We start from the raw sequence: 24,640 nt of genomic DNA on the forward strand, positions 1-24,640 counted from the left end.
GCGAACACCTGAATGAGCCGCGCGCCCGGGGGTGCCGTACGGAGGGTCCCGGCGGCGCCCCAGGGCTGTCTCGGCAGTGCGGCCGGGGCGTCTCAGCGCTGTGGGTGACCTCCCCCGCCGCCCTCCGGACGCGCCCGCAGCACGTCGACGAGGGCGTACAGCCGCGGCGAGGCGGCCAGTTCCTCCAGCGTGACCGGACGGCCGGTCGCGTCGGCGACGGGCAGCCGCCAGTTGGGGTACTGGTCCCAGGTGCCGGGCAGGTTCTGCGGGCGCCGGTCACCGACCGCGTCGGGGAGCCAGATGCCGATCATGCGGGCCGGAGTGCGCAGCAGGAACCGGTGCACGGCCTGGATCTCGGCCTCCTCCGACACCGCGGAGCCCGAGCCGCGCAGCAGCCCGAGCCGGGCGAAGAGGGCCAGCCACTCCGCCGTCTCCGCCGAGGCCGCGGCGCGCTCCTCCGCCAGGACGCCCGTCAGCAGTCCGAGCCGGTCGCGGAGTTCGACGTGGTCACCGGTGAGGCGGGAGGCGGTGGGCGGCAGGTCGTGGGTGGTGGCGGTGGCCAGGCAGTCCGCGCGCCAGCGCTCCGGGGGAAGGGGCTGCCCGTCGCCGTCCCAGTCGCGTTCGAACCACAGCACCGAGGTGCCCAGCACCCCGCGCTCCTGGAGCGTCTCGCGCACCCCGGGCTCGACGGTGCCGAGGTCCTCGCCGATCACGAGCGCCCCGGCGCGCGAGGCCTCCAGCGTCAGGACGGCGAGCATCGCCTCGGCGTCGTAGCGGACGTACGTCCCCTCCGTGGGCGGCTGCCCCTGCGGGATCCACCAGAGCCGGAACAGGCCCATGACGTGGTCGATGCGCAGCGCGCCCGTGTAGCGGAAGAGGGCGCGCAGCAGGCGGCGGTAGGGGGCGTAGCCGGAGGCGGCCAGCCGGTCCGGGCGCCACGGCGGCAGACCCCAGTCCTGGCCGCGGGCGTTGAAGGCGTCCGGGGGCGCGCCGACCGACATGCCCGGCGCGTAGTACTCCTGCTGTGCCCAGGCGTCGGCTCCGCCCGGATGCACCCCGACCGCGAGGTCGTGCACGAGTCCTACGGGCATGCCGGCGTCGCGCGCGGAGCGCTGTGCGGCGGCGAGCTGGGCGTCGGTGAGCCACGCGAGGCGGCTGTGGAAGTCGACGCGGTCCATCAACTCGGTCCGGGCGCGGGCGGTTTCGGGTGAGCGGGGGTCGCGCAGGCCCACGGGCCACCGCTGCCACTCCGGGCCGTGGACCTCGGCGAGCGCGCACCAGGTGACGTGGTCCTCCAGCGCCTCGCCCTCCTCGGCGAGGAAGTCGACGTACGCGGCCCGGCGTCCGGGACCGAGCGGTACCTCGCGGATCAGTTCCAGCGCCTCGCGCTTGAGTTCCCAGACGGCGTCGCGGTCGATCAGCGCGTCCTTGTCGAGCACGGACGCGCGCAGTCGCTCGGCGCGTTCCAGCAGCGCGCGGACACGGTCGCGGTCGTCGACGTGGGCGAACTCGGGGATGTCCTCGATCCGCAGGTGCACCGGGTCGGGGAAGCGGCGGGAGGACGGGCGGTAGGGAGAGGGGTCCGTGGGGGTGCCGGGGACGGCCGCGTGCAGCGGGTTGACCTGGACGAATCCGGCGCCCAGTGCCCGTCCGGCCCAGGCGGTCAGCTCGGCGAGGTCGCCGAGGTCGCCCATGCCCCAGGAGCGGCCGGAGAGGAGGGAGTAGAGCTGGACCAGCAGTCCGTAGCTGCGTCCGGGCGGGATGGGCAGCCGGTCGGGGGCGACGACGAGGTGGGCGTCGGCGGTCCGGCCGTCGGGGGCGGTGGCCCGTAACGCGTGGACGCCGAGCGGGAGTTGTTCGGCCGCGGCACGGGTCTCGCCCTGTTCGGTCGTGATGCGCAGACGGGTGCCGTCGGGCAGCGCGGCGAGCGCGTCGGGCGGGCGGCCGCCCCAGCAGACCACGGTCGGCGGCAGGAGCCGGTCCCGTGTCTCGGCCTCCCGGGCGGCGAGGGCGGCGCGGACGGCGTCCGGGGTGCTCGCGTCGACGCCGAGCGCCGCGAGGGCCGCGACGACCGCGGTGTCGGCGGCCGCGACGGTCCGGCCGGGCGAGGGGCTGTAGGAGGTGGCGACGCCGTGCAGTGCGGCGAGCCGGGACAGCGGCATCTAGACCCCCGAGGCATCCGTGGCGGCGCCGGTGGAGATGGGTTCGCTGGTCAGGTGCGCGGCGTCGGCCAGCGGCGGCTCACTGGTCAGCGGCTCGGCGTCGGGCAGGGGAGGTTCGCTGGTGAGCGGGAGCTCGGCGGCGGTGCCCTCCGCGGTGAAGAGGCAGAAGCGGGGTTCGGCGGAGAAGCGGGGTTCGACGGAGAAGCGAGGCTCGACGGTCGCTTCCGTCGGACGTTTGGAGAGGGCCGAGAGCAGAAGGTGTGCCGATGCGGCCACGGGGGCCTCCTTGTCGGGTACGGCGGCGGGCGGGTTACCGCAGCCCTACCCAACGCGCGGGACGGCAGACGTACACGGGCGAACAATGTGCTTTTGGTCACGTTCTGTTCCGGCCCGGGCCCGCCGGGTCCGTGGGGAAGGGCGAACGCGGAACAGCGGGCGACGGAGCAACCGTGAACCGGTGACGCCGGTGGGTTCGATAGACGGGGTGTGAGACTGTTCCGCCCCGTGAGGGGCCACCGGGAGGACGTCACGGACGCGGCACTGCTGCGGGCCGTCGCGGACGGGGACTCGGCGGCGCTGGCCGCACTGTACGACCGGCACGGCGGCTGGCTGCACACGCGGCTGACCCGGCGCTGCGGTGATCCCGAGGTCGTCAGGGAGGTGCTCCAGGACACCTTCGTGACCGTGTGGCGGTCGGCGGCCGGGCACCGGGGCACGGAGGCGGGCGGCTGGCTGTGGACGATCGCGGCACGCCGGCTGGTCGACGCCGGACGGGCGCGGGAGCGGACCGTACGGGTCGAACGGGCCGAGCGGAACGAGTACGCGGCGCCGCCGCCCGTGCCCTCCGCGGAGGAGCGCGTGCTGGCGGGCCTGGAGTACGGGGACGTGGGCACGGCCCTGGACCGCATCTCCCCCGAACTGCGCGAGGTGCTGCGTGCCACCGTCGTCGACGGACTGACCACGCGTGAGACGGCCCGGCTGCTCGGGATCCCCGAGGGCACGGTCAAGACCCGCGCGATGCGGGCGCGCGCGGAACTCAGGGCGGCACTCGCCCACCTCGACCCCTCCGGGGGCCCGTCACCGCTGGGAGGCCCGGTATGACCGGCTGGCACGCCGCCGACGACCTCGTCGCCCGTTACACGGACGGCTCCCTTCCGGAGCCGGACGCCTGGTCCCTGGAGAAGCACCTGGAGAGCTGCGGCTCCTGCGCCGCACGCGTCTCGCACGCGGCGCGCGCGGGAGCGGCGGGGCCGGTCCTGGCCCGGGTGCGGGACGCGGTCCTGGACACCGTCGCGCACACGGCCCGGGCCCCGCTTCCGGCTCCGCCGCTCGGCCCGCCCGCGGTGTCCACGGCCACGGTGCCGTGGCGGGCCCGAGCCGTCGGGGGGCGGCTCGGGCGGATCGTCTGGGCCGCCGGGCCCGCGCTGCGCGGTGCCTGGACCGGGGCCGTGCTGCTGGTGGCCGTGGGGGCGCTCGCGCTGGCCCACGGCGGCGGCTCCGACAGCGCGCGCCCGCTGCTGCTGGCCGTCGCGCCGGTGGTCCCCGTCGCCGGGGTCGCCCTCTCCTACGGCCGGTACGCCGACCCGCTGTACGAGCTCGTCGCGACGTCGCCCTCCGGCGGACTGCGGCTGCTGCTCACCCGGACGGCCGCCGTACTGGCGGTGAGCGTGCCGCTGCTGACGGCGGCGGGGCTGCTGCTCCCCGCCGCCGGTCCCCGCCTTCCGCAGGTGCCCATGGCGGCGGCCTGGCTGCTGCCGGGGCTCGCCCTGACGCTGGCCACGCTGGCGTTGTCCGGGTACACGGGCTGCCGTACCGGCTCCGCGGTGGTGGGCGGCGGCTGGCTGCTCGCGCTGACGGCACCGGTCCTCGCCTCGGGCGGCCCGGGACCGACGGCCACCGGTCCGGGCCTGACGGACCGTCTCGCCCAGCAGCTCTCCCTCTACTTCACCGGCGCGCCCGCGCAGTGGGGATGGGCGGCGGGGGCCGCGCTCTGCGCCCTGCTGCTCGCCGCGCGCCGCACCGCGTACGACCGTCTGGAGACGATGTGAACACCCCTGCCCCGCCCGGCACTTCCGTGCGGAACGCGAGTCCGGGCACCGGATGCGCCTCGGTACGGGTGTCGGGCCTGACCGTCCGGCACCGCAGAACCACCGCGCTCGACGCGGTCGACCTGGACTTCGGCCCCGGCGTCCACGGGCTGCTCGGCCCCAACGGCGCCGGCAAGACCTCCCTCATCCGGGTCCTCGCGACCGTGGCCGAACCCGCCGCGGGCCGTGTGGAGATGCTCGGCAACGATCTGCGCCGGCACCGCGAGCGTGGCGCGTTCCGCCGCGAACTCGGCTATCTGCCGCAGGACTTCGGCTACTACCCGGGGTTCACGGTCCGGGAGTTCGTGGCGTACGTGGCCTGGCTCAAGGAGCTTCCGGCCACCGCCGCCCCGGCAGCGGTCGAACGGGCCGTGGCCCGGGTCGGGCTCACCGACCGCATCGACGCGAAGGTCCGGACGCTGTCCGGCGGCATGATCCGCCGGGTCGGCATCGCCCAGGCCATCGTGAACGACCCGCGCGTGCTGCTCCTCGACGAACCCACCGCGGGACTGGATCCGGAGCAGCGGGTCGAGTTCCGGGCGCTGCTGCGGGAGCTGGGCGAGGAGGCCACCGTGATCGTCTCCACCCACCTGGTGGAGGACGTGGCCGCGGCGTGCACGGGGGTGACGCTGATCGAGGCGGGCCGGGTCGCCTATCGCGGCACCCCGAGGACACTGGCGGCCCTCGGCGCGGACGGCCACGAGTCCGACGGCAACGCGATCGAGCGCGGCTACACCACGGCTCTGCGCGGCCATCGCGCGACGAGGGGGGCGGGCCGATGACCGTACGCATCCGGCCGGAGGACGACCGCCCGGACGGCGCGGGCCCCCGGGCCGACACGGAAACCCGGACCGGCGAAGCGGCGCCGGCGCGCCGATGGCCCGAACCGGACGGCAGCCACCCGTCCGTCCGGCACCCAGGTCCCCCGCCCCCCGACCACCACGCGACGAACCCACGGCCCGAGCCGACCAACCACCACCCGACCGACCACCCCCCGGCAGACCCACGACCCCAGGCCGCCCGCACCTGCCCGGCAGACCCCCGGCCCCGCCCCCGCGACACCCGCCCGGCAGACCGCCGCCCCCGGTTCCCCGAAGGCCCTGGGCCGAGCACGCCGCCGCGGGAGGCGCCCGTCCGTGCGGCGGGCGCCTCAGCCACGGTGGGCGCGGCCCACCCCCTCCGCACCGAGTTCCTGCGCGGCTTCGTCCCCTGGGCGGCCGCCGGGCTGCTGCTCGCCCTCGCCTGGGCGCTCGCCGCCACGGCGGCGCAGTGGCAGGGCAGCTGGGGCGGGACGACGGACAGGCTGGACACCGCGGCCGGGGTGATCGCCGTTCCCTTCGGCCTCGCCGCGGGAGCCTGGCACGGCGGCCGGGAGCACCGGCGGCGGATGACGGAGCTGCGGGCCTCGACCCCTCGTCCACCGCTCGCCCAGCTCCTGACGGCCGCCCTGCCGCTCGCCTGCGCGCTGGCGGGGTCGTACCTGGTGGCGGTGGCCGGCGTGCTGCTCGCCTGCGCGCCCTACGCGTCGGCGGGCGGCCCGGTCCCGACCGTCTTCGCCGGGGCCGCGCTGTCGATCGCCGCGTGCACGCTCCTGGGCCATGTGGCCGGGCGGGTGATGCCCTGGCGGCTGACCGCTCCCGCGTTCGCGATCTGCGGATACGTCATGGCCGTCACCAGCGGCATCGGCTCGCGGTCGGCTCCGGCCGCCCTCGCCCCCGCCTCGCTGCCCCCGTTCGGCGACGGCTACCTCCCGGTCTGGTGGTACCCCCTCGTATCGGCCCTCTGGCCGGTCGGCCTCGCCGCCGCCGTGGCCCTGGCCCATGCCGCGCGCCGCCGCGTCACCGCGCTGCTGCCGCTCGCCGCCGCGGCCGCCGCGGCCGTGCTGCTGGTCCACACGGGTGACGGGATGCTGCGCGACAACCCGCTCGCGCACCGCCAGGTGTGCGACGGATCGACCACCCCGCACGTCTGCGTCAACGCCACCCACCCGGGCCTGCTGCCGGAGGTGAACCGCGCGCTGTCGGGCCTCACCGGGCGACTGCGGGGCGTACAGAATCTGCCGGTCCGCTTCGAGGACCTGCCGCGCTCGCCCCGCGCGGACGAGGCACAACTGCCGATGCTCACCCCGTTCGGCTGGAGCACCGTGCGCGGGGAACTGACCGATCCGGAGCAGTACGCCTGGGAAGCCGCGCAGCTGATGGTCCGCGGCGATTGCGACCGGCCGCCGTCCACAGGGCGCGTCCGGGCCACCGACGAGGCCGTACTGCGCTGGCTGGCCCCCTCCGACATGGAGGACGACCTCCGCGAGCACTTCGAGGCATCGGCCCGCCGACGCGGGGACACGGAGGAACTCGCGAGGTTCCGTGCCGAGGACACGGCGTACGCGCGCCTGGCCGCCCTGACCGACGACCAGCGCCGCTCCTGGCTCGGCCGCTACTTCGCCACGGCCCGGACGTGCGACCCCGACACGAGCGAGGTCCCGTCCCTGTGAACGCCCCGCACGGAGTCACCCGGCCCACCCCCCTCGCCCTCTACGCCCGCTCCCGTGCCGTCCCGGCCACCCTGGCCGCCCTCGTCTGCGCCGCCCTCCTCACCCGGTGGGCGGCGAGCGTCCCGGACGTCTTCCTCGACCCGTACCGCAGGGTCCCGCTGCTGTCCCTGGCCCCGCTGACGGTCTCGGCGGCGATCGGTACGGGCCTGCGGGTGCACGGACGGGAACTGGACGACACCGCGGTGCGCCCCTGGTGGCGCAGGCGCCTGGCCCATCTCCTGGTCCTCACCACGCTCGCGGCCACCGCGCTCGGGGCGGTGGTGTTCGGCGCCCGGGCCGCCTGGATGCCCACGATGCTCTACTTCAGCGCCGTGTACCTGTCGGCGGCCTCGCCGCGCATGCGGGAGGCGACGGTTCTGGCCTGGCCCCTGCAGACGGGCCCCCAGAGCGGCGCGTGGGCCGCGGCCCTCGCCCTGTTCGTACTGGGCGCCGGGCTGTACGCGGCACGTGGCGCCCGCCCCGAAGGACCCCGCGGCTGACCACGGGGCGCACAGGGCGGGCCACGGTGTACCCGGGCCAGGGGTGCACAAAAGCCCGGATCGTCAGGCGGAAATGCCGTCGATCCGGGCCATCGCGTCCTCCGCGCCGTACGGCTGCAGGTAGGGCAGCCAGCGCGGGTCCCTGTGTCCTGTTCCGATGATGCGCCAGGCGAGCCCCGTCGGCGGGGCCGGTTTGTGGCGCAGGCGCCAGCCGATCTCGACCAGATGGCGGTCGGCCTTGGTGTGGTTGCAGCGGCGGCAGGACGCCACCACGTTGTCCCAGGCGTGCTGACCTCCGCGGGAGCGCGGGATGACGTGGTCGACGCTGGTTGCGACGCCACCGCAGTACATGCACCGGCCGCCGTCGCGGGCGAACAGTGCCCGACGGGTCAGCGGAACGGGCCCCCGGTAAGGGACCCGCACAAACCTCTTCAGCCGGACCACGCTGGGTGCGGGGACAGTAACGGTCGCGCTGTGCATGAAGGCGCCGGATTCCTCGAGAGAGACGGCCTTGTTCTCAAGGACGAGGACGAGCGCGCGGCGGAGCGGTACGACGCCGAGTGGCTCGTACGACGCATTGAGGACCAGGACATGCGGCACGGATGCCTCCTTGTACGCCGGCGGCGCGTGGCTCGCGCCGGGACGATCTGCAGTCAGTCTCCCCTCTTGCCTGGTGGAAGCGCCACCATGTCCCGGTAACGGGCTGGGAGTGTTTTCGACCACATCCTGTTCATCCCCAGGTGAGTACCGTCTCTCCCCCGAACATCACAACGATCCACACACGATGCCCCGTTAGTGTGGTTGTTCTGCCCGGCGGCGCCTTACCTGTCCCCGAGCCGCGGGCAGACCGCTACGCCTGGAGGTACCTGCTGTGTTCTCGACCGTCCTGCGGGCCGCAGGGTCCAGTCCGTCGCCCTCTCCCTCGGCGACGACGGACCCTACGGTCGCCACGCTCCAGGACGCCCAGGAAAGCGCGACCAACGCCGCGAGCTGGGTCGAGCAGAACTGGTCCACCTGGCTCGCGATAGGCCTGCGCGTGCTGCTGATCCTGGTCATCGCGGCGGTACTGAGAGTGGCGGTCCGGCGGGCGATCACCAAGCTGATCGACCGCATGACCCGTACCGTCCAGGCGGTCGACGGGACGGCCCTCGGCGGCCTCCTGGTGAACGTCGAGCGCCGCCGTCAGCGCTCCCAGGCCATCGGCTCCGTACTGCGCTCGGTGGCGTCCTTCCTGATCATGGGCACGGCCGCCCTGATGATCCTCGGCACGTTCGAGATCAATCTCGCCCCGCTGCTGGCCTCGGCCGGTGTCGCCGGTGTCGCCATCGGTTTCGGCGCCCGCAACCTGGTGACGGACTTCCTCTCCGGGGTCTTCATGATCCTTGAGGACCAGTACGGCGTGGGCGACACGATCGACGCGGGGGTGGCCTCCGGCGAGGTCATCGAGGTGGGTCTGCGCGTCACCAAGCTGCGCGGCGACAACGGCGAGATCTGGTATGTCCGCAACGGCGAGGTCAAGCGCATCGGCAACCTCTCCCAGGGCTGGGCCACGGCCGGTGTCGACGTCACGGTCCGCGCCTCCGAGGACCTGGACCACGTCCAGTCCGTGCTGAACGAGGTCGCCGAGGCGATGAGCAAGGAGGAGCCCTGGAACGAGCGCCTCTGGGGCCCGGTCGAGGTCCTCGGCCTGGAGAGCGTGCTCCTCGACTCCATGGTGGTGCGGGTCTCGGCCCGGACGATGCCCGGCAAGGCGCTCTCCGTCGAACGTGAGCTGCGCTGGCGCATCAAGCGCGCCTTCGACGCCGCGGACATCCGCATCGTGGGCGGCCCCACCGCGGCCGTGGAGGAGGAGCCCGTCGACCCGTCCGCCGCGGTGGCGGCCCCGTCGGCCCTCGGCAACCCGGCGTCCCCGCAGTCGGAGGCGACCGCCCCCATCCCGGCGCCCGTCCCGGGCCCGACACCGTCGAGCGCGCCGAAGTAGGCCCCGGCCACACGCGAGGCCACTGCCGTACGCGGGAGGGGGCGGCACCCGGAGAACCTGGGTGCCGCCCCCTTCCGCTCCGCCCGCCGAAGACGCCCGGACTCCAGCCCCGTGGCCCCGGCCATCCGGCACACCGCGGCCAACGAGGAGCCCTCTCCCAGCCCGGTCACCCCCAGGAGCCCCTCACCCTCGGCGGAGAGCGGAATCAGGTGCAGGCGGCCGCGGCCGCACCGGACGGCCACGCGCCCCCACCCAGCCGCCCCGGACGGGAAATCCCCCGCCCCCGCAGGTAACGACTCTGTTGCCTCGGGGGCGGTTTCTCTTGACGCCCCCGCAACCCGCGGCCTACGGTCCTCCCACCAATAGGAAACCTTCCTAACAATGATCTTGCAGTGGACTTCCCCGCGGCCGTCCTGGGAAGCTGAGCGACTGGGCAGTCGAAAGGCAGGTGTCGACCGACATGGCAGGATCCGCCGGCACTCCGGGCACCCCGCGCGTCCTGCGCGCCATGAACGACCGCGCCGCCCTCGACCTGCTGCTCGCGCACGGCCCGCTCTCGCGGACCAGGATAGGAAAGCTGACCGGGCTGTCCAAGCCCACCGCCTCCCAGCTCCTCGCCCGCCTGGAAGCGGCCGGTCTGGTGCTCGCCACCGGCACCAGCGAGGGGCGGCCGGGCCCCAACGCCCAGCTGTACGCGGTGAATCCGGTCGCCGCCCACGCGGCGGGCCTGGACGTCACGCCCGAGCGCATCCTCGCCGCCGTCGCCGACATGACGGGCCGGACCGTGGGTGAGTACGAGCTGCCGACGCCCGGCCGGCGCCCCGCGCAGCCCGTCGTACGCCAGGTCACCGACGCCCTCGACGGCGCGGTGAAGGAGGCGGGGCTGGCCCGCGACGACGTGCACCGCCTGGTCATCGGCACCCCCGGCGCCTTCGACCCCAACACCGGACGGCTGCGGTACGCCTCCCACCTCCCCGGCTGGCACGCCCCGAGCCTCCTCGACGAACTCGCCGCCGCGCTGCCCATGCCGGTCGAGTACGAGAACGACGTGAACCTCGTCGCCATCGCCGAACAGCGGCTCGGCGCGGCCCGCGGACACGAGGACTTCGTCCTGCTGTGGAACGAGGGGGGCCTGGGCGCCGCCCTCGTGCTCGGCGGACGGCTGCACCGCGGCTGGACCGGCGGCGCCGGCGAGGTCGGCTTCCTGCCCGTGCCCGGCGCACCCCTCGTACGGCAGGTGACCAAGGCCAACAGCGGCGGCTACCAGGAACTCGCCGGCTCCCAGGCCCTCCCGAAACTCGCCCGCGAGCTGGGCGTCCAGCCGATTCCCGGCGGGTCGTCCACCGAGGTCGCCGCCGCCCTCGTCGCACAGGCCGCCACCCGCGACGAAGGCCCCCACCGCAGACTCCTGGAGACGTACGCGACCGGCCTGGCCACCGGTCTCGCCTCGCTCGTCTCCGTGCTCGACCCCGAACTCGTCGTCCTCAGCGGCTCCTCACTCACCGCCGGCGGCGAACCGCTGCGCGCCCTGGTGCAGGCCGAACTGGAGGAGCTGGCCGCGTCCCGCCCGCGCCTCGTGGTCGGCGACGTACACGAACACCCCGTGCTGCGCGGCGCGTTGGAGAGCGCGCTGGCAGCCACCCGCGACGAGGTGTTCGACACCTCCCGCTGAACCCCCTCGACCCACTCGCCCGTCCCGCCCACACCACCGCCCCGGCCCTGCCCTAGGGAGACACCGCCATGCCCGGAATATCCAGGAAAGTCGCCACCGCACTCGCCGCTTCCGCGTCGCTCGCCCTCCTCACCACCGCCTGTACCGGCCAGTCGGACTCCGGCGCGAGCGACGACGCCTCCAAGGAGACGACGATCAACTTCTGGCACGCCTGGAGCGCGCCGGGCGAGGTCCAGGGCGTGAAGGCCCTGGTCGCGGGGTTCGAGAAGGCCCACCCGAACATCCACGTGAACATCGTCGCCAACGTGACCGACGACAAGATCAACCAGGCGCTGCGCTCCGGCGGTGACAAGGCGCCCGACGTGATCTCCTCGTTCACCACCAACAACGTGGGCAAGTTCTGCTCCTCCGGCGCGCTCGTCGACCTCAACCCCTTCTTCAAGAAGGCGGGCATCGACCCGGCGACGACCTTCCCGAAGGCGATGAACGAGTACACCCAGTTCGACGGCGACCGCTGCACGGTGCCGCTGCTCGGTGACGCGTACGGGCTCTACTACAACAAGGACGCGTTCAAGAAGGCCGGGATCGCCGCTCCCCCGAAGACCTGGTCCGAATTCGAGGCGGACGCCAAGAAGCTGACCGTCGCCAAGGGCGACTCGTACTCGCAGCTCGGCTTCATGCCGAACTACCACGGCTGGGAGTCGACCACCGAGCACTACTTCGGTCAGTTCTCGCCGACGTACTTCGACAGCAGCGGCAAGTCGAACATCGCCAAGGACCCCGCGTTCACGGCCGGTTTCACCCTCCAGAAGAAGCTGGTCGACGAACTCGGCGGCTTCAAGAAGCTGGAGACCTACCGCTCCAAGCTCGGTGACGAGTGGGGCCCCAAGCACCCCTTCCACACCGGTCAGGTCGCCATGCAGCTGGACGGCGAGTGGCGGCTCGGCATGGCCGAGGAGGCCAAGCCCGGCTTCGAGATCGGCGTCGCCCCGCTGCCCGTTCCCGACGACCGGGCCGACCAGTACGGCAAGGGCTACATCACCGGCACCATCGCGGGCATCGCGGCCACCAGCAAGAAGCAGAACGCCGCCTGGGAACTGGTCAAATACATGACCACGGACACGGACGCCGTCGTCGGCTTCGCCAACGCCATCCACAACGTCCCCTCCACGCTCGCGGCCCTCAAGTCCCCGAAGCTGAAGTACGACCCGCGCTTCAAGACCTTCCTGGACATCGCCTCGAACCCGAACTCGACGACGACCCCCGCGTCCATCAACGGCGGCACCTACCTCGTGACGATCCAGCAGTTCGGATACGACTACGAGAGCGGCAAGTCCAAGGATCTGAAGGCCGGTCTGGAGAAGACCGCCGCGCAGATCGACACGGACATCGCGCAGGCGAAGTAGGAAGCAGCACGGACATGAGCGCCACTTACACCCTGCGCGCCAAGCGACGCCGGGCGGCCCTGAGAACAGCCGCCTTCATGTCGCCCTGGCTGATCGGCTTCGCGGTCTTCTTCGCCTACCCGCTGCTCTCCACCGTCTACTTCTCGTTCATGCACTACGACGGCTTCAAACCGCCGACGTGGAGCGGGACGAAGAACTGGTCCTACGTCTTCCAGCACTACCCGCTGTTCTGGCCCGCGCTGCGCAACACCCTGTGGCTGGTCCTGGTCATGGTGAGCCTGCGGGTCGTCTTCGGACTCGGCGTCGGACTCCTCATCACGAAGATCAAGACGGCTACGGGCGTCTTCCGCACCCTCTTCTACCTGCCCTACCTCGCGCCGCCCGTCGCCGCCACGATGGCCTTCGCCTTCCTCCTCAACCCCGGTACGGGGCCGGTCAACTCGATCCTGGAGAAGGTCGGCATCCCGGCGCCCGGCTGGTTCAACGACCCCAGCTGGTCCAAGCCCGCCCTCACCCTGCTCGCCCTGTGGGGCATCGGCGACCTGATGGTCATCTTCATGGCCGCGCTGCTCGACGTACCGACCGAGCAGTACGAGGCGGCGGAGCTGGACGGCGCGTCGGCCTGGCAGCGGTTCCGGTACGTGACGCTGCCGAACATCTCGCCGATCGTGATGTTCGCCGTGGTCACCGGCGTGATCCAGACCATGCAGTACTACACGCAACCGCTCATCGCCGGGAAGGTCGCCTCGGGCGTCATCCAGGGCGCCGGGACGCAGTTCGAGCCCGGCTACCCCGACAAGTCGACGCTCACCCTGCCCCAGCTCGTCTACAACCTCGGCTTCCAGCGCTTCGACTACGGCTCCGCCTGTGTGGTCGCGCTCGTGCTGTTCGCCCTGTCCATGGTGTTCACCGCGTTCCTGATGCGGCGCCGGGGCGGTCTCATCCAGGCAGGTGACTGACCATGACCCAAGCACCTCAGGTGTCCCGAGTCCTCGACCGGCCGGCGGAGCCGCGGACGAGGACCGTCTCCCCCGCCGAACGCACCGCCCGCCGCAGGACGCTCCTGGAGTGGATCGCGGTCCACGCGCTCGGCGTCGCGGCCGCCCTCTTCTTCGTCCTCCCCTTCGTGTTCGTCTTCCTCACCTCGCTGATGAGCGACACCCAGGCGCTCAGCCGCGACCTGATCCCGCACACCTGGGAATGGGGCAACTACAAGAAGGTCTTCGACACCCCCGGCTTCCTCACCTGGTGGAAGAACACCCTGCTGTACGCCGGCGCCGGCACCGTCCTGACCGTCGTGTCGTCGATCCCCGTCGCCTACGCGCTCGCCAAGTTCCGCTTCCGCGGCCGGAACCTGTCGCTCATGCTCGTCATCTCGATGATGATGCTGCCGCCCCAGGTCGTCATCATCCCGATGTACCTGTTCTGGGCGAAGCAGCTGGACCTGTCCGGGACCCTCTGGCCGCTGATCATCCCGATGGCGTTCGGCGACGCCTTCTCCATCTTCCTGCTGCGGCAGTTCCTGATGACCATCCCGAACGAGTACCTCGACGCGGCGAAGGTCGACGGCTGCGGGGACCTGCGGACCCTGCTGAAGGTCGTCCTGCCGATGGCACGCCCCGGGATCGCCGCCGTGGCCCTGTTCCAGTTCTTCTACGCCTGGAACGACTACTTCGGGCCGCAGATCTACGCCTCCGAGAACCCCGGCGCCTGGACCCTGTCCTACGGCCTGGAGTCGTTCAAGGGAGCGCACCACACCGACTGGAATCTCACCATGGCCGCGACCGTACTGGTCATGGCCCCCGTGATCCTCGTGTTCTTCTTCGCGCAGAAGGCGTTCGTCGAGGGTGTCACGCTCACCGGAGTGAAGGGCTGACTATGAAACTGGCAGTAGTGGGCGGGGGCTCCACCTACACCCCTGAACTCATCGACGGCTTCGCCCGGTTGCGGGACACCCTGCCGGTCGAGGAGCTGGTCCTCGTCGACCCGGCCCCCGAGCGGCTGGAGCTGGTGGGCGGGCTCGCCCGGCGCATCTTCGCCAAGCAGGGGCACCCCGGCCGGATCGTCACCACCGACGACCTGGACGCGGGCGTCGAGGGCGCCGACGCCGTACTGCTCCAGCTGCGCGTCGGCGGCCAGGCGGCCCGCGAGCAGGACGAGACCTGGCCCCTGGAGTGCGGGTGCGTCGGCCAGGAGACGACGGGCGCGGGCGGCCTGGCCAAGGCGCTGCGCACGGTGCCGGTGGTGCTGGACATCGCCGAGCGCGTCCGCCGCGCCAACCCGAACGCCTGGATCATCGACTTCACCAACCCCGTCGGCATCGTCACCCGCGCCCTGCTCCAGGCCGGACACCGGGCGGTCGGGCTCTGCAACGTGGCGATCGGGTTCCAGCGCAGGTTCGCCGCGATGCTCGGGGTCGCGCCCTCGGACGTCCATCTGGACCATGTGGGTCTCAACCACCTCACCTGGGAGACCGGTGTGCGCCTGGGCGGCCCCGAGGGTGACAACGTGCTGCCGAAGCTGCTCGCCGAGCACGGCGACGCCCTCGCCGACGACCTGCGCCTGCCGCGCGACATCATCGACCGGCTGGGCGTCGTCCCGTCCTACTACCTGCGCTACTTCTACGCCCACGACGAGGTCGTACGGGAGCTGCGCACCAAGCCGTCGCGGGCCGCCGAAGTCGCCGAGATGGAACGGGAACTGCTGAAGATGTACGGCGACCCGGCCCTCGACGAGAAGCCGGCGCTGCTCGCCAAGCGGGGCGGCGCCTTCTACTCGGAGGCGGCCGTCGACCTCGCGGCCGCGCTGCTCGGCGGGGGCGGCAGCCCCTACCAGGTGGTGAACACGTACAACAAGGGCACGCTGCCGTTCCTGCCGGACGACGCGGTGATCGAGGTGCAGGCGGCGGTCGGTCCGCACGGGCCGACCCCCATGCCGGTCCAGACCGTGGACCCGCTGTACGCCGGGCTGATGGCCAACGTCACCGCGTACGAGGACCTCGCGCTGGAGGCCGCCCTGCGCGGCGGCCGCGACCGGGTCTTCCGGGCCCTCCTCAGCCACCCCCTGGTCGGCCAGTACGCGTACGCCGACGCCCTGACCGACCAGTTGATCGCGCACAACCGGGAGCACCTCGCGTGGGCATGACCTCATCGGGATCCGAAGCCGGGACGGCCTCCGGGTCCGGCCCCGTGGGTCCGGTGCTCGCCATCGACGCGGGGAACAGCAAGACCGACGTCGCGGTGGTCGCGGCCGACGGCACGGTGCTCGCCGCCGCGCGCGGCGGGGGGTTCCGGCCGCCCACGGTCGGTGTCGACGTGGCCGTGGACGCGCTCGCCGAGGCGGTCGGACGGGCCTTCGCCGAGGCCGGGATCGACTCGGTCGCCCATGTCTCCGCGTGTCTGGCCAACGCCGATCTCCCGGTGGAGGAGGAGCAGTTGGCGGACGCGCTGCGGGCGCGCGCGTGGGGCGCCGGCGTGGAGGTGCGCAACGACACGTTCGCGATCCTGCGGGCCGGCATCGCCGAGCCGCGCGGGGTCGCCGTGGTGTGCGGCGCCGGGATCAACTGCGTCGGCATGCTGCCCGACGGCCGCACCGCCCGCTTCCCGGCACTGGGCCGCATCTCCGGTGACTGGGGCGGTGGTTGGGGGCTGGCCGAGGAGGCGCTGTGGCACGCGGCGCGGGCCGAGGACGGGCGGGGCGGTCCGACCGCGCTGACCCGCACGCTGCCCGCCCACTTCGGGCTCGACTCCATGTACGCGCTGATCGAGGCGCTGCATCTGGAGCACGTCGGGCAGGCCCGGCGGCACGAGCTGACGCCGGTGCTGTTCGCCACGGCCGTGGACGGGGATCCGGTGGCCCGCGCGCTCGTCGACCGGCTCGCCGACGAGGTCGTCGCGATGGCCGCGGTGGCGCTGGCGCGGCTCGGCCTCATGGACGAGGAGGCTCCCGTCCTCCTCGGCGGCAGCATTCTCGCCGCGCGGCATCCCCAACTCGACGACCGCATCCGCGAACTGCTCTCCGAGCGGGCGCCCAAGGCCGTGCCCCAGGTGGTCACGGCCCGGCCGGTGCTCGGCGCGGCGCTGCTGGGGCTGGATCACATCGGTGCCGGGGGCGAGGCGCACACCCGCGTACGGGAGTTCTACGAGGGTTCCTGAGGTCACCCGCCCCCGGGGGCTGCCGCCCTCGGGCCCCCGCTCCGGCCTGAACGGCCTTGTCCTCAAGCGCCGGACGGGCTGAGGGTGCGGGCCTGCGCTCGCCCGGCCCGTACCTGGGGGCTCCGCCCCCAGACCCCCGTTCGGCCTGAACGGCCTCGTCCTCAAACGCCGGACGGGCTGAAAGGCATGCCCCTGGCCGGAACCATCCAGAACCGACCAGCACGGGCCGGAGCGTTCCAGCCCGCCCGCAACCTTCCGGCGCGGGCGCACATCTCCAGCACGGGTGAGCGCTCCACCCCGTCCGCAACCCTTCGGCGCAGGCGCGCATCTCCAGCACGGGCCGAGCGCCCCAGCCCGTCCGCAACCTTCCAGCGCAGGCCCGCATTTCCAGCCCGTCCGGCGTTTGAGGACGAGCCCTTCGGGCGAAGCGGGGGTCCAGGGGGCGCAGCGCCCCTGGCGGGGGTCTGGGGGCGGAGCCCCCAGGGACGGGATGGGACGGGTAGGGGCGGCGGGGGCGAGGGAACCGAACCGATACCGAACGCGTATTCATGGTCAGGGGGATACCGCGACACGCCGACGTCCTAATCCGAACAAGATCCAGTCAAGGCCTGTGCGGATGTCGGCCCCGGCGGCGATACTTGCGGCCGTACACCTCCCCTCGCGCTCCCGCGCACGCGGGGGACGGTGACCGACGGATGACCAGGGGGAGGTCAAGTGACACACCCGCCGCAAGGCAGCACGGCACCACCACGGCCCACGGCAGCGGCCACGACGCCGGCCGTCCCGCCGCAGTCCGGCTCCCCCGCACCGCCGGGGAGACCGCCGGCGACGACCCCGGACGCGATGCCCGCGCGCCGCACGGCCTGGGCGGAGGGCGTCGACCGGCTGCGTGCCGCGGCGACGACCGAGCCGGGCCGGCTCCGTATCATCGGCGCCCTGCTCGCCCTGCTGGTCGTCGCGTTCGGCGCGGTCACCGCCTGGGAGACGACGGAGCGTTCGGCGGCCGCGGACGACGTGCTGCACAGCAGCCAGCCGCTGAGCGCCGGCGCGGCGGACATCTACCGTTCGCTCGCGGACGCCAACACCGCGGCGTCCAGCGGCTTCCTGGCGGGCGGCCAGGAGACGGCGGCCTCCCGCGACCGGTACGAGAAGGACATCCGGACCGCGGCCCAGGGACTGATCACCGCCGCGGCCAGCTCCGACCCCGGCTCCCCCTCCGCGCACACCATCACCCGGCTCAACCAGCTGCTGCCCGAGTACAAGGGCCTGGTCGAGCGGGCCCGTGCCAACAACCGCCTGGGCTACCCGCTGGGCGGCGCCTATCTGCGGTACGCGAACGAGAAGATGCAGGGGGAGATGCTCCCCGCGGCCAAGGACCTCTACGAGCGGGAGAACAAGCGGCTGGGCGCCGACTACGCGGACGCCAAGCCCTACCCGTGGGCGGCCATCGGCCTCGGCGTGCTGGTGCTGGCGGGACTCGCCTGGGCCCAGCACCGCCACTACCGGCACACGAACCGGGTGCTGAACCAGGGCATGGTGGCCGCCACCGCCGCCTCGACGGTCGTCCTGCTCTGGCTCGTGGTCGGCCACACCGTGGCCCGGGCCGAGCTGAACGCCTCGTACGACCACGGCGTCCGTTCACTGAACGTGCTGCACGACGCCCGGATCGCGTCCCTGAACGCCCGGGGCAACGAGAACCTGACGCTGGTCAGCCGCGGCGCGGAGACCAAGAAGGTGTCGGCCACCGAGGTCGTGGACCGGTACGACTACGACTTCCAGCAGGACATGAAGACGCTCACCAAGGGCCTGGCCCTGGCGGCGGACCTCGCCGACGACAAGGCGGGCGAGACGCCCGTGACCGCGGCGACCGGCAACATGAAGGTCTGGAAGGCCCGTCACCTGGACGCCCGCAAGGCCGACGACGACGGCAACTACCAGGGCGCGCTGGACAAGGTCATAGGCGCCAAGGGCGCGACGGGCGAGTGCTTCGACGGCGTGGACACCAACCTGGCGCTGGCGCTGACGCACGAGGAGAGCGAGTTCAAGCGGGCGGCGTCCGACGGCCTGGGCGCGATGACCGGTCTGCCGGCCGGCGCCGCCGCCCTCGCGGTGCTGGCCGCCGCGGGCGCGCTGCTGGGCATCGGACGCAGGCTTTCGGAGTACCGGTGAAAGGGGGATCGGCGATGACCGCAAGGCGCCTGAGGGCGAGTCTGAAGGGCTGGGGCGGCGTGGGCGCGATGGCCGTCGCCCTGGTCGTCACCACGGTCTTCGCCCTGCTGCTGCCGCTGAGCGGCGCCCGCGGGGAGGGCGGCGCGGGCATCGGCGGCCAGGGCGTCGCCCAGGGCTCGCCGGCGAAGGCCGACTCGTGCACCGACGCCACCGCGCAGGACAAGAGCCCCGCCCCGTCCGGTGACGAGAGCGGCGACACGATCACGGCCATCAAGGAGCGCGGCTATCTCTCGGTCGGCGTGGACCAGAACAGCTACCGCTGGGGCTACCGCGATCCGAACAGCACGAAGAAGAGCAGTGACCTGGAGGGCTTCGACATCGATCTCGCGCACGAGATCGCGAAGGAGATCCTCGGCAGCCCGGAGGCCGTCCGGTTCCACGCCATCCCCACCAACCAGCGCGTCCCGGCGATCCAGAACGGCCAGGTCGACATGGTGGTCCGCACCATGACGATCACCTGTGACCGGCTGAAGGACGTCGCGTTCTCCGCCCCCTACTTCGTGACCGGCCAGCAGGTACTGGCCCCGAAGGCGTCGGACATCAGGGGCTACGACAAGTCGCTGGCGAAGCACCGGATCTGCACGGCGTCGGGGTCCACCGCCCACGACAAGCTGGCCGCCGACCAGAAGGCGGGCAGGCTCGCCTCCTCCGCCGACATCTCCACCACCGTGCCGAACCAACTCGACTGCCTGGTAAGGCTTCAGCTCGGTCAGGTCGACGCCGTGGTCACCGACGGCGCGCTCGCCGCGAGCCAGGCCGCGCAGGACCCGACGGTCGAGCTGAAGGGCAGCACCTTCACCACCGAGTACTACGGCGTGGCGATGAAGCGGGGCGCGGACGGTCTGGTACGCCGGGTCAACCAGGTGCTGGTGGACTACGTCAAGAGCGGTGGCTGGCAGGCCTCGTACGACAAGTGGCTGTCCCCGACCCTGGGCGCGGACTCGCCGTCGTCGAAGCCGCCCACGACGTGACACCGGCGGACACCTCGACGCGAGCCGCGGGGGCCACCGAGCTGATACGACTGGAGAGTTACCCCGGCGGCCGGACGGACGCGCGGGACACGACCGAGAGCGAGAGGTGATCGATGGGCGTCACGGGACCCCCCGGGCCGGTGATGGACCGGGACGAGGTGGACCGTGCGCTGGCGCGGCTCGGCGCGGAGCACGAGGCCATCGAGACCTCGCTCCTCGCCCTCCAGGACCACGCGGGCCGCAGACTCCTCGAAGGCGCCGAGCTCACGGGCACGACCAAGGAGCGCTGGAGCACCGCGGACGCGTCGATCACGCTGCTGTGGGCGTACTTCGACGCGTACACGGACGCGCTGCGCGCCGCCCGCGACATCCGTTCTCGGCGGCGCTGGTCGAGCCGCGAGGACCTGGTCGAGCTGACCGAGCTGCTGCGCGGCGCGAGCGTCACGGTCGCCGGTTCGGCCACCGCGACGGCGAACGCCCCCACGCTGTCCGGCGGGAACCGGCTCAGCGAACAGTTCTCGCTGGCCGCCCTGGTCGAGCGGATGAACGAGCTGTACGCGTCCTCGCTGGACATGGTCGTGACCGCGGACGCAGTCTGGTCCGCGCTGCCCGCCCGGATCGATTTACTGGCCGCGGAGCTCCAGCGCACCCGCCAGCTCGCGCACTCCGTGGGCGTGCGACCCGGTGAGCACCCGTCGGGCGACGATCTGGAACGGATCACCCGGACGCTGACCACCCTGCGCGAACGGGTCGTCTCCGACCCGCTGGCCTTCTGGGCGCCCGCGCAGGGCAGTTCGGCACCGGGCGGCGGCCGTCCGGACACGACGGCGTACGACCGCGAGGCGCGCGCCCTGGAGGACGTACGCCGGGAGATCGACGCGGTGCTCACCGTCCGGCAGGACGCGGAGGCGCGCCTGGTGCGGCTGCGCGACCTGCTCAGCCGTGCCGACCGCACGCTCGCGGAGGCGCGAAGCGCCCGCGGTGAGGTGCTGGCGAAGATCGCCGCGTCCGAGGTGCCCGCCGTCAGCGGCCCGCCGACGGCGCTGCAGGAGCAGGTGGCGACGGCCGCGGAGTACCGCAGACACGCCCAGTGGCACCGACTCTCGCCGCTTCTGGAGGCCCTGGAGGAGAAGGCCGAGGACGAACTGCTGCGTGCCCGCGAGTCGTTGACGGCGGTCACCGCGCCGCTGGCGATCCGCGCGGAGCTGCGCGGCCGCCTCGACGCGTACAAGGCGAAGGTGGCGCGCCACGGCCTCGCGGAGGATCCGTTCCTCATCGAGCGCTACGACGCGGCGCGGCGCATGCTGTGGAGCGCCCCTTGCGATCTGCGGGTCGCGGAGGACGCGGTGCTGCGCTATCAGCGCGCGGCGGCCGATCTGCTGAGCCCTCGGGTGCCGGAGCAGGGCGGGCCCACCGACCGGAGAGGGCCCCAGGCGTGAGCGTTGAAGGTGATGCGGGATGAGTGAACAGCCTGTGGGCGAGGAGCGGCGCACGTGCCAGCGACCCGGTTGTCCGGGGTCGTACGAGGACATGGGCGACGGCGAGTTGTACTGCGACACGTGCGGTCTGGCACCGGTCGTCTCGGCGACCGGGATGGTGGGCTCGCCCCCGACCGGGATCACGGCCGGCGGGCGGGGCTCGCGCGGGTCCGCCGGCCGCAGCGCCCGCTCCGGTTCGCCCGCCAGCTCCCGTACGTCGTCGCGCTCCTCGCAGTCCCGGCGCTCGGTCTCCGGTCGGCTGTCGCGCTCGGTGTCGGGTACCTCGACCGGCCGCTCGGTGTCGGTGCGCAGCTCCGGCTCGTCGACCGGTACCAGCGGGCGCGGCCGGCTCGGCGCCGGTCTGGTGCAGGTCCCGGACGTCCCGCGGCCGGACCCGCGCGCGATGGTCCTGGAGAACCCGGAGGTGCCCGAGCGCAAGCGGTTCTGCTCGCGCTCCGACTGCGGTGCTCCGGTGGGGCGTTCGCGGGGCGAGCGGACCGGCCGCACCGAGGGGTTCTGCACCAAGTGCGGTCACCCGTACTCGTTCGTGCCGAAGCTGGAGGCGGCCGACATCGTGCACGGCCAGTACGAGGTGGTGGGCTGTCTCGCGCACGGTGGCCTCGGCTGGGTCTACCTCGCCGTCGACCGCGCGGTCTCCGACCGCTGGGTGGTCCTCAAGGGCCTGCTGGACACGGGCGACCAGGACGCGATGGAGGCGGCGATCTCCGAACGGCGCTTCCTCGCGGAGATCGAGCACGCCAACATCGTGCGGATCTACAACTTCGTCGAGCACCTGGACCAGCGGACCGGGTCGCTGGACGGGTACATCGTGATGGAGTACGTCGGCGGCAAGTCCCTCAAGGAGATCGCCAACGGCCGCCGGACGGCGGACGGGAAGCGTGATCCGCTGCCGGTGGAGCAGGCCTGCGCGTACGGGATCGAGGCCCTGGAGGCGCTCGGGCACCTGCACAGCCGCAACCTGCTGTACTGCGACTTCAAGGTCGACAACGCGATCCAGACCGAGGACCAGCTCAAGCTGATCGACATGGGCGCGGTGCGCAGGATGGACGACGAGGAGTCGGCCATCTACGGCACGGTGGGCTACCAGGCACCGGAGGTGGCCGACGTCGGCCCGTCCGTCGCCTCCGACCTGTACACCGTCGCGCGCACGCTCGCCGTCCTCACCTTCGACTTCCAGGGCTACACGAACGTCTTCGTGGACTCCCTGCCGGACCCGGACACCATCGAGGTCTTCCGCCAGTACGAGTCGTTCTACCGGCTGCTGGTCCGCGCCACCGATCCCGACCCGGCCCGCCGGTTCGCCTCCGCGCAGGAGATGGCGGAGCAGCTGACCGGCGTGCTCAGGGAGGTCGTGTCCCTCCAGACGGGGCGTGCCCGTCCGGCGCTGTCCACGCTGTTCGGGCCCGAGCTCAAGCTCACGGACACGGAGCTGTTCGGGAAACTGGACGGCGACGTGTCGCGGCTGGGCGCGCGGCCGGTGCCGGTGAGACGGAGAAAGGGCGCGCCGACACCGCGGGCCGACGCCCGGGTCACGTCGCGCGCCCACGGCACACCCGCGCTCCTGACGGCTCCCGCCCCCGCTCAGGTGACCCTGGTCAAGCCGCTGAACACCGCCGCGACGGCCCTCGCGCTGCCGGTCCCGCTGGTCGACCCCGGCGACCCCAACGCGGGCTTCCTCGCGGGCCTGATGGCGTCCGCGCCCACCGAGCTGATCACCGCGCTGCAAGCGGCGCCCACCGGTTCCCTGGAGCTGCGTCTGCGTGAACTGCGGGCGCGCCTGGAGACGGGCGAGCAGGCCGGCGCGGCCGGGGCGCTGGAAGCCCTGGAGGCGGACCATCCGGACGACTGGCGGGTGGTCTGGTACCGGGGTGTCGCGGCCCTGGCGACCGGGGAGCACGAGATCGCGGCGCTGTCCTTCGACGCGATCTACGACGCCTTCCCGGGCGAGCCCGCGCCGAAGCTGGCCCTCGGCCTGTGCGCGGAGGTGCTGGGGCAGCTGGACAACGCCGCCGAGTACTACCGCCTGGTGTGGACGACCGACCCCAGTCACGTCAGCTCGGCGTTCGGCCTGGCCCGCGTCCAGCTCGCGGCGGGCGACCGCCGTGGCTCCGTACGCACGCTGGAGTCGGTACCGGAGTCGTCGATCCACTACACGGCGGCGCGGGTCGCGGCCGTACGGGCGCGGCTGCGGCAACGGCTGGCCGAGGAGGCCGCGGCAGCGCCGTTCCTGGACGATCTGACCGCCGCCGCGGGCCAGGTCGAGGCGCTGGACGGATACGGCCTGGACGCCGTGCGACGCGAGCAGTTGTCGACGGAAGTCCTCGGCTGCGCCCTGGACTGGGTACTCTCCGGTAGCCAGGGTTCCGCCCCGCACTCCGGCGGCGGACGGGTGCTGCTCGGCAGTGAGCTGGACGAGCGCGGTCTCCGCTTCGGTCTGGAGCGCTCGTACCGCACGCTGGCCCGGCTCGCGCGGGGCGGCGAGGAGAGGATCGACCTGGTGGAACGTGCCAACCGTTACCGCCCCCGGACGTGGGTGTGATTGATGTCCCAGATGCCCCAGCCGACGGCCCTTTCGCGGTGCCCCAGTTGCGAGGAGCCCCTGGAGGCGGGTGACCGCTTCTGCGGCGCGTGCGGGTTCGACCTGTCCGCGGTGCCCGCGCCACCCGAGGACCATCCCACGATCACCATGAACGGCACGCCGGCGCGTCCGCCGTCCGCCGTCGCCCCGGTGGACTGGCCCGTGGCGCCCGAGCCGACGAGTTCCGGCACGCCCGTGCACCGGGCCGCCGACATCCAGGGAACCGACTCGGGCGGCTCGGAACTCCCGCACGGGCACGACCACGTGCCCGGGCACGCGCCCGGGCACGCGCCCGGGCACGGACAGCCGGAAGCCGCGGGCCCGCAGCCCCCGGAGGTCCGGCCGCCCGGTGCCGGCGCGCACCTGCCCGGCGCACAGCCCGGCGGCACGCCGCCCTCCGGCGTACAGCCCTCGGGCCCGCACCCCGCCGCCGCGCAACCGGCCGGCGCACAGCCGTCCGGCGTACACCCGGCCGCCGCGCACCCCGCCGCCGCGCAACCGTCCGGCGCACAGCCATCCGGCGCGCAACCGGCCGGTGTCCGCTTCGACCGGCCCCCGGAGCCCGACGAGTACCCGCTCGCTCCCCCGGCCGGAGCCCCCTCCGGGCCCGTGGCCGATCCGCGGACCGCCGATCTCGGCACACCCCCCGCGGGCACCAAACTGTGTGTCGCCTGCCGCTCGGGCCACGTCGACAGCGACGGCTACTGCGAGAACTGCGGCCACGCCCAGCCACGCGAACGCGACCACATGGAGCAGGAGTTGACCGCGGTCGCCGCGGGGCGCGGCCCCGGGCGGGGGCCGGGGGGGTATAAACAAAAGTCGCGGCCCGCGACCAATCCAGGGTATTTGTAGGGGGGGGGCGGGTGATTAA

At 73.1% G+C, this 24,640-nt stretch carries 19 protein-coding genes and 1 pseudogene; 17 read left to right on the forward strand and 3 right to left on the reverse strand.

Going from position 1 to position 24,640, the window contains the following annotated elements; genetic code table 11:
- Positions 1-92: 92 nt before the first annotated feature.
- Complete coding sequence (malQ, locus tag ACFV2J_RS13030; RefSeq protein ID WP_385083671.1) at positions 93-2,162, reverse strand: 4-alpha-glucanotransferase; 2,070 nt, start codon at positions 2,160-2,162, stop codon at positions 93-95.
- The gene (locus tag ACFV2J_RS13035; RefSeq protein ID WP_385083670.1) at positions 2,163-2,438 is read right to left on the reverse strand and encodes a hypothetical protein; all 276 of its coding nucleotides are present in this window, start codon (positions 2,436-2,438) and stop codon (positions 2,163-2,165) included.
- Between the two features lie 210 nt (positions 2,439-2,648).
- Here ACFV2J_RS13035 and ACFV2J_RS13040 point away from each other — a divergent pair, with 210 nt between their 5' ends.
- From ACFV2J_RS13040 to ACFV2J_RS13060, 5 genes are all read left to right on the forward strand, one after another.
- Positions 2,649-3,263, forward strand: a complete 615-nt coding sequence (locus tag ACFV2J_RS13040) for an RNA polymerase sigma factor (RefSeq protein ID WP_385083669.1) — start codon at positions 2,649-2,651, stop codon at positions 3,261-3,263.
- Positions 3,260-4,210 (forward strand): zf-HC2 domain-containing protein, encoded by a 951-nt coding sequence (locus ACFV2J_RS13045; protein WP_385083668.1) that lies wholly within the window; start codon positions 3,260-3,262, stop codon positions 4,208-4,210. The genes ACFV2J_RS13040 and ACFV2J_RS13045 overlap by 4 nt, the downstream gene beginning before the upstream one ends.
- A gap of 26 nt (positions 4,211-4,236) precedes the next feature.
- Positions 4,237-5,031: an ABC transporter ATP-binding protein gene (locus ACFV2J_RS13050; RefSeq protein ID WP_385083681.1), complete on the forward strand. Its 795-nt coding sequence runs from the start codon at positions 4,237-4,239 to the stop codon at positions 5,029-5,031.
- A gap of 377 nt (positions 5,032-5,408) precedes the next feature.
- Positions 5,409-6,740, forward strand: coding sequence for a hypothetical protein (locus ACFV2J_RS13055; RefSeq protein WP_385083667.1), 1,332 nt, complete (start codon positions 5,409-5,411; stop codon positions 6,738-6,740).
- Positions 6,737-7,279, forward strand: a complete 543-nt coding sequence (locus tag ACFV2J_RS13060; protein ID WP_385083666.1) for a hypothetical protein — start codon at positions 6,737-6,739, stop codon at positions 7,277-7,279. The genes ACFV2J_RS13055 and ACFV2J_RS13060 overlap by 4 nt, the downstream gene beginning before the upstream one ends.
- Positions 7,280-7,342: 63 nt before the next feature.
- On the opposite strand, the gene ACFV2J_RS13065 is transcribed toward ACFV2J_RS13060, so the two are convergent.
- Positions 7,343-7,879, reverse strand: coding sequence for an HNH endonuclease (locus tag ACFV2J_RS13065; protein WP_266699227.1), 537 nt, complete (start codon positions 7,877-7,879; stop codon positions 7,343-7,345).
- 271 nt (positions 7,880-8,150) lie between these two features.
- Here ACFV2J_RS13065 and ACFV2J_RS13070 point away from each other — a divergent pair, with 271 nt between their 5' ends.
- The 12 genes and pseudogenes from ACFV2J_RS13070 to ACFV2J_RS13125 all read left to right on the forward strand — a co-directional run.
- A complete protein-coding gene (locus tag ACFV2J_RS13070) occupies positions 8,151-9,260 on the forward strand; it encodes a mechanosensitive ion channel family protein (RefSeq protein WP_385083665.1) in 1,110 nt (369 codons plus the stop codon).
- A gap of 460 nt (positions 9,261-9,720) precedes the next feature.
- Complete coding sequence (locus tag ACFV2J_RS13075; RefSeq protein WP_385083664.1) at positions 9,721-10,932, forward strand: ROK family transcriptional regulator; 1,212 nt, start codon at positions 9,721-9,723, stop codon at positions 10,930-10,932.
- 68 nt (positions 10,933-11,000) lie between these two features.
- Entirely contained in the window at positions 11,001-12,338 is a 1,338-nt protein-coding gene (locus ACFV2J_RS13080; RefSeq protein WP_385083663.1) for an ABC transporter substrate-binding protein, read from the forward strand.
- A gap of 14 nt (positions 12,339-12,352) precedes the next feature.
- Positions 12,353-13,297: a carbohydrate ABC transporter permease gene (locus tag ACFV2J_RS13085; RefSeq protein WP_385083662.1), complete on the forward strand. Its 945-nt coding sequence runs from the start codon at positions 12,353-12,355 to the stop codon at positions 13,295-13,297.
- Positions 13,298-13,299: 2 nt separating this feature from the next.
- A complete protein-coding gene (locus ACFV2J_RS13090) occupies positions 13,300-14,214 on the forward strand; it encodes a carbohydrate ABC transporter permease (protein WP_385083661.1) in 915 nt (304 codons plus the stop codon).
- Positions 14,215-14,216: 2 nt separating this feature from the next.
- On the forward strand, positions 14,217-15,482 hold the full coding sequence (locus ACFV2J_RS13095) for a 6-phospho-beta-glucosidase (RefSeq protein WP_385083660.1): 1,266 nt from the start codon (positions 14,217-14,219) through the stop codon (positions 15,480-15,482).
- Complete coding sequence (locus tag ACFV2J_RS13100) at positions 15,479-16,492, forward strand: N-acetylglucosamine kinase (RefSeq protein WP_385083659.1); 1,014 nt, start codon at positions 15,479-15,481, stop codon at positions 16,490-16,492. Before ACFV2J_RS13095 ends, ACFV2J_RS13100 begins: the two co-directional genes overlap by 4 nt.
- Positions 16,493-17,206: 714 nt before the next feature.
- The gene (locus ACFV2J_RS13105) at positions 17,207-18,661 is read left to right on the forward strand and encodes a hypothetical protein (protein ID WP_385093906.1); all 1,455 of its coding nucleotides are present in this window, start codon (positions 17,207-17,209) and stop codon (positions 18,659-18,661) included.
- Between the two features lie 14 nt (positions 18,662-18,675).
- Entirely contained in the window at positions 18,676-19,692 is a 1,017-nt protein-coding gene (locus ACFV2J_RS13110) for a glutamate ABC transporter substrate-binding protein (protein WP_385093903.1), read from the forward strand.
- A gap of 113 nt (positions 19,693-19,805) precedes the next feature.
- A complete protein-coding gene (locus ACFV2J_RS13115) occupies positions 19,806-21,131 on the forward strand; it encodes a hypothetical protein (RefSeq protein WP_385093900.1) in 1,326 nt (441 codons plus the stop codon).
- A 19-nt stretch (positions 21,132-21,150) separates the two neighbouring features.
- Entirely contained in the window at positions 21,151-23,730 is a 2,580-nt protein-coding gene (locus ACFV2J_RS13120) for a tetratricopeptide repeat protein (RefSeq protein ID WP_385093898.1), read from the forward strand.
- A gap of 561 nt (positions 23,731-24,291) precedes the next feature.
- Positions 24,292-24,546: pseudogene (locus tag ACFV2J_RS13125) on the forward strand (hypothetical protein); the annotation flags it as partial.
- Between the last annotated feature and the right edge of the window lie 94 nt (positions 24,547-24,640).

The organism is Streptomyces sp. NPDC059668 (assembly GCF_042734135.1).
Classification (GTDB): domain Bacteria; phylum Actinomycetota; class Actinomycetes; order Streptomycetales; family Streptomycetaceae; genus Streptomyces.

Excerpts from the sequence above, each read along its gene's own strand:
- ACFV2J_RS13115 (WP_385093900.1), top strand. The coding sequence starts at position 19,806 with ATGGGCGTCACGGGACCCCCCGGGCCGGTGATGGACCGGGACGAGGTG.
- ACFV2J_RS13095 (WP_385083660.1), top strand. The coding sequence starts at position 14,217 with ATGAAACTGGCAGTAGTGGGCGGGGGCTCCACCTACACCCCTGAACTC.
- ACFV2J_RS13085 (WP_385083662.1), top strand. The coding sequence starts at position 12,353 with ATGAGCGCCACTTACACCCTGCGCGCCAAGCGACGCCGGGCGGCCCTG.
- ACFV2J_RS13100 (WP_385083659.1), top strand. The coding sequence starts at position 15,479 with ATGACCTCATCGGGATCCGAAGCCGGGACGGCCTCCGGGTCCGGCCCC.
- ACFV2J_RS13045 (WP_385083668.1), top strand. The coding sequence starts at position 3,260 with ATGACCGGCTGGCACGCCGCCGACGACCTCGTCGCCCGTTACACGGAC.
- malQ (WP_385083671.1), bottom strand. The coding sequence starts at position 2,162 with ATGCCGCTGTCCCGGCTCGCCGCACTGCACGGCGTCGCCACCTCCTAC.
- ACFV2J_RS13075 (WP_385083664.1), top strand. The coding sequence starts at position 9,721 with ATGGCAGGATCCGCCGGCACTCCGGGCACCCCGCGCGTCCTGCGCGCC.
- ACFV2J_RS13090 (WP_385083661.1), top strand. The coding sequence starts at position 13,300 with ATGACCCAAGCACCTCAGGTGTCCCGAGTCCTCGACCGGCCGGCGGAG.
- ACFV2J_RS13080 (WP_385083663.1), top strand. The coding sequence starts at position 11,001 with ATGCCCGGAATATCCAGGAAAGTCGCCACCGCACTCGCCGCTTCCGCG.
- ACFV2J_RS13110 (WP_385093903.1), top strand. The coding sequence starts at position 18,676 with ATGACCGCAAGGCGCCTGAGGGCGAGTCTGAAGGGCTGGGGCGGCGTG.
- ACFV2J_RS13120 (WP_385093898.1), top strand. The coding sequence starts at position 21,151 with ATGAGTGAACAGCCTGTGGGCGAGGAGCGGCGCACGTGCCAGCGACCC.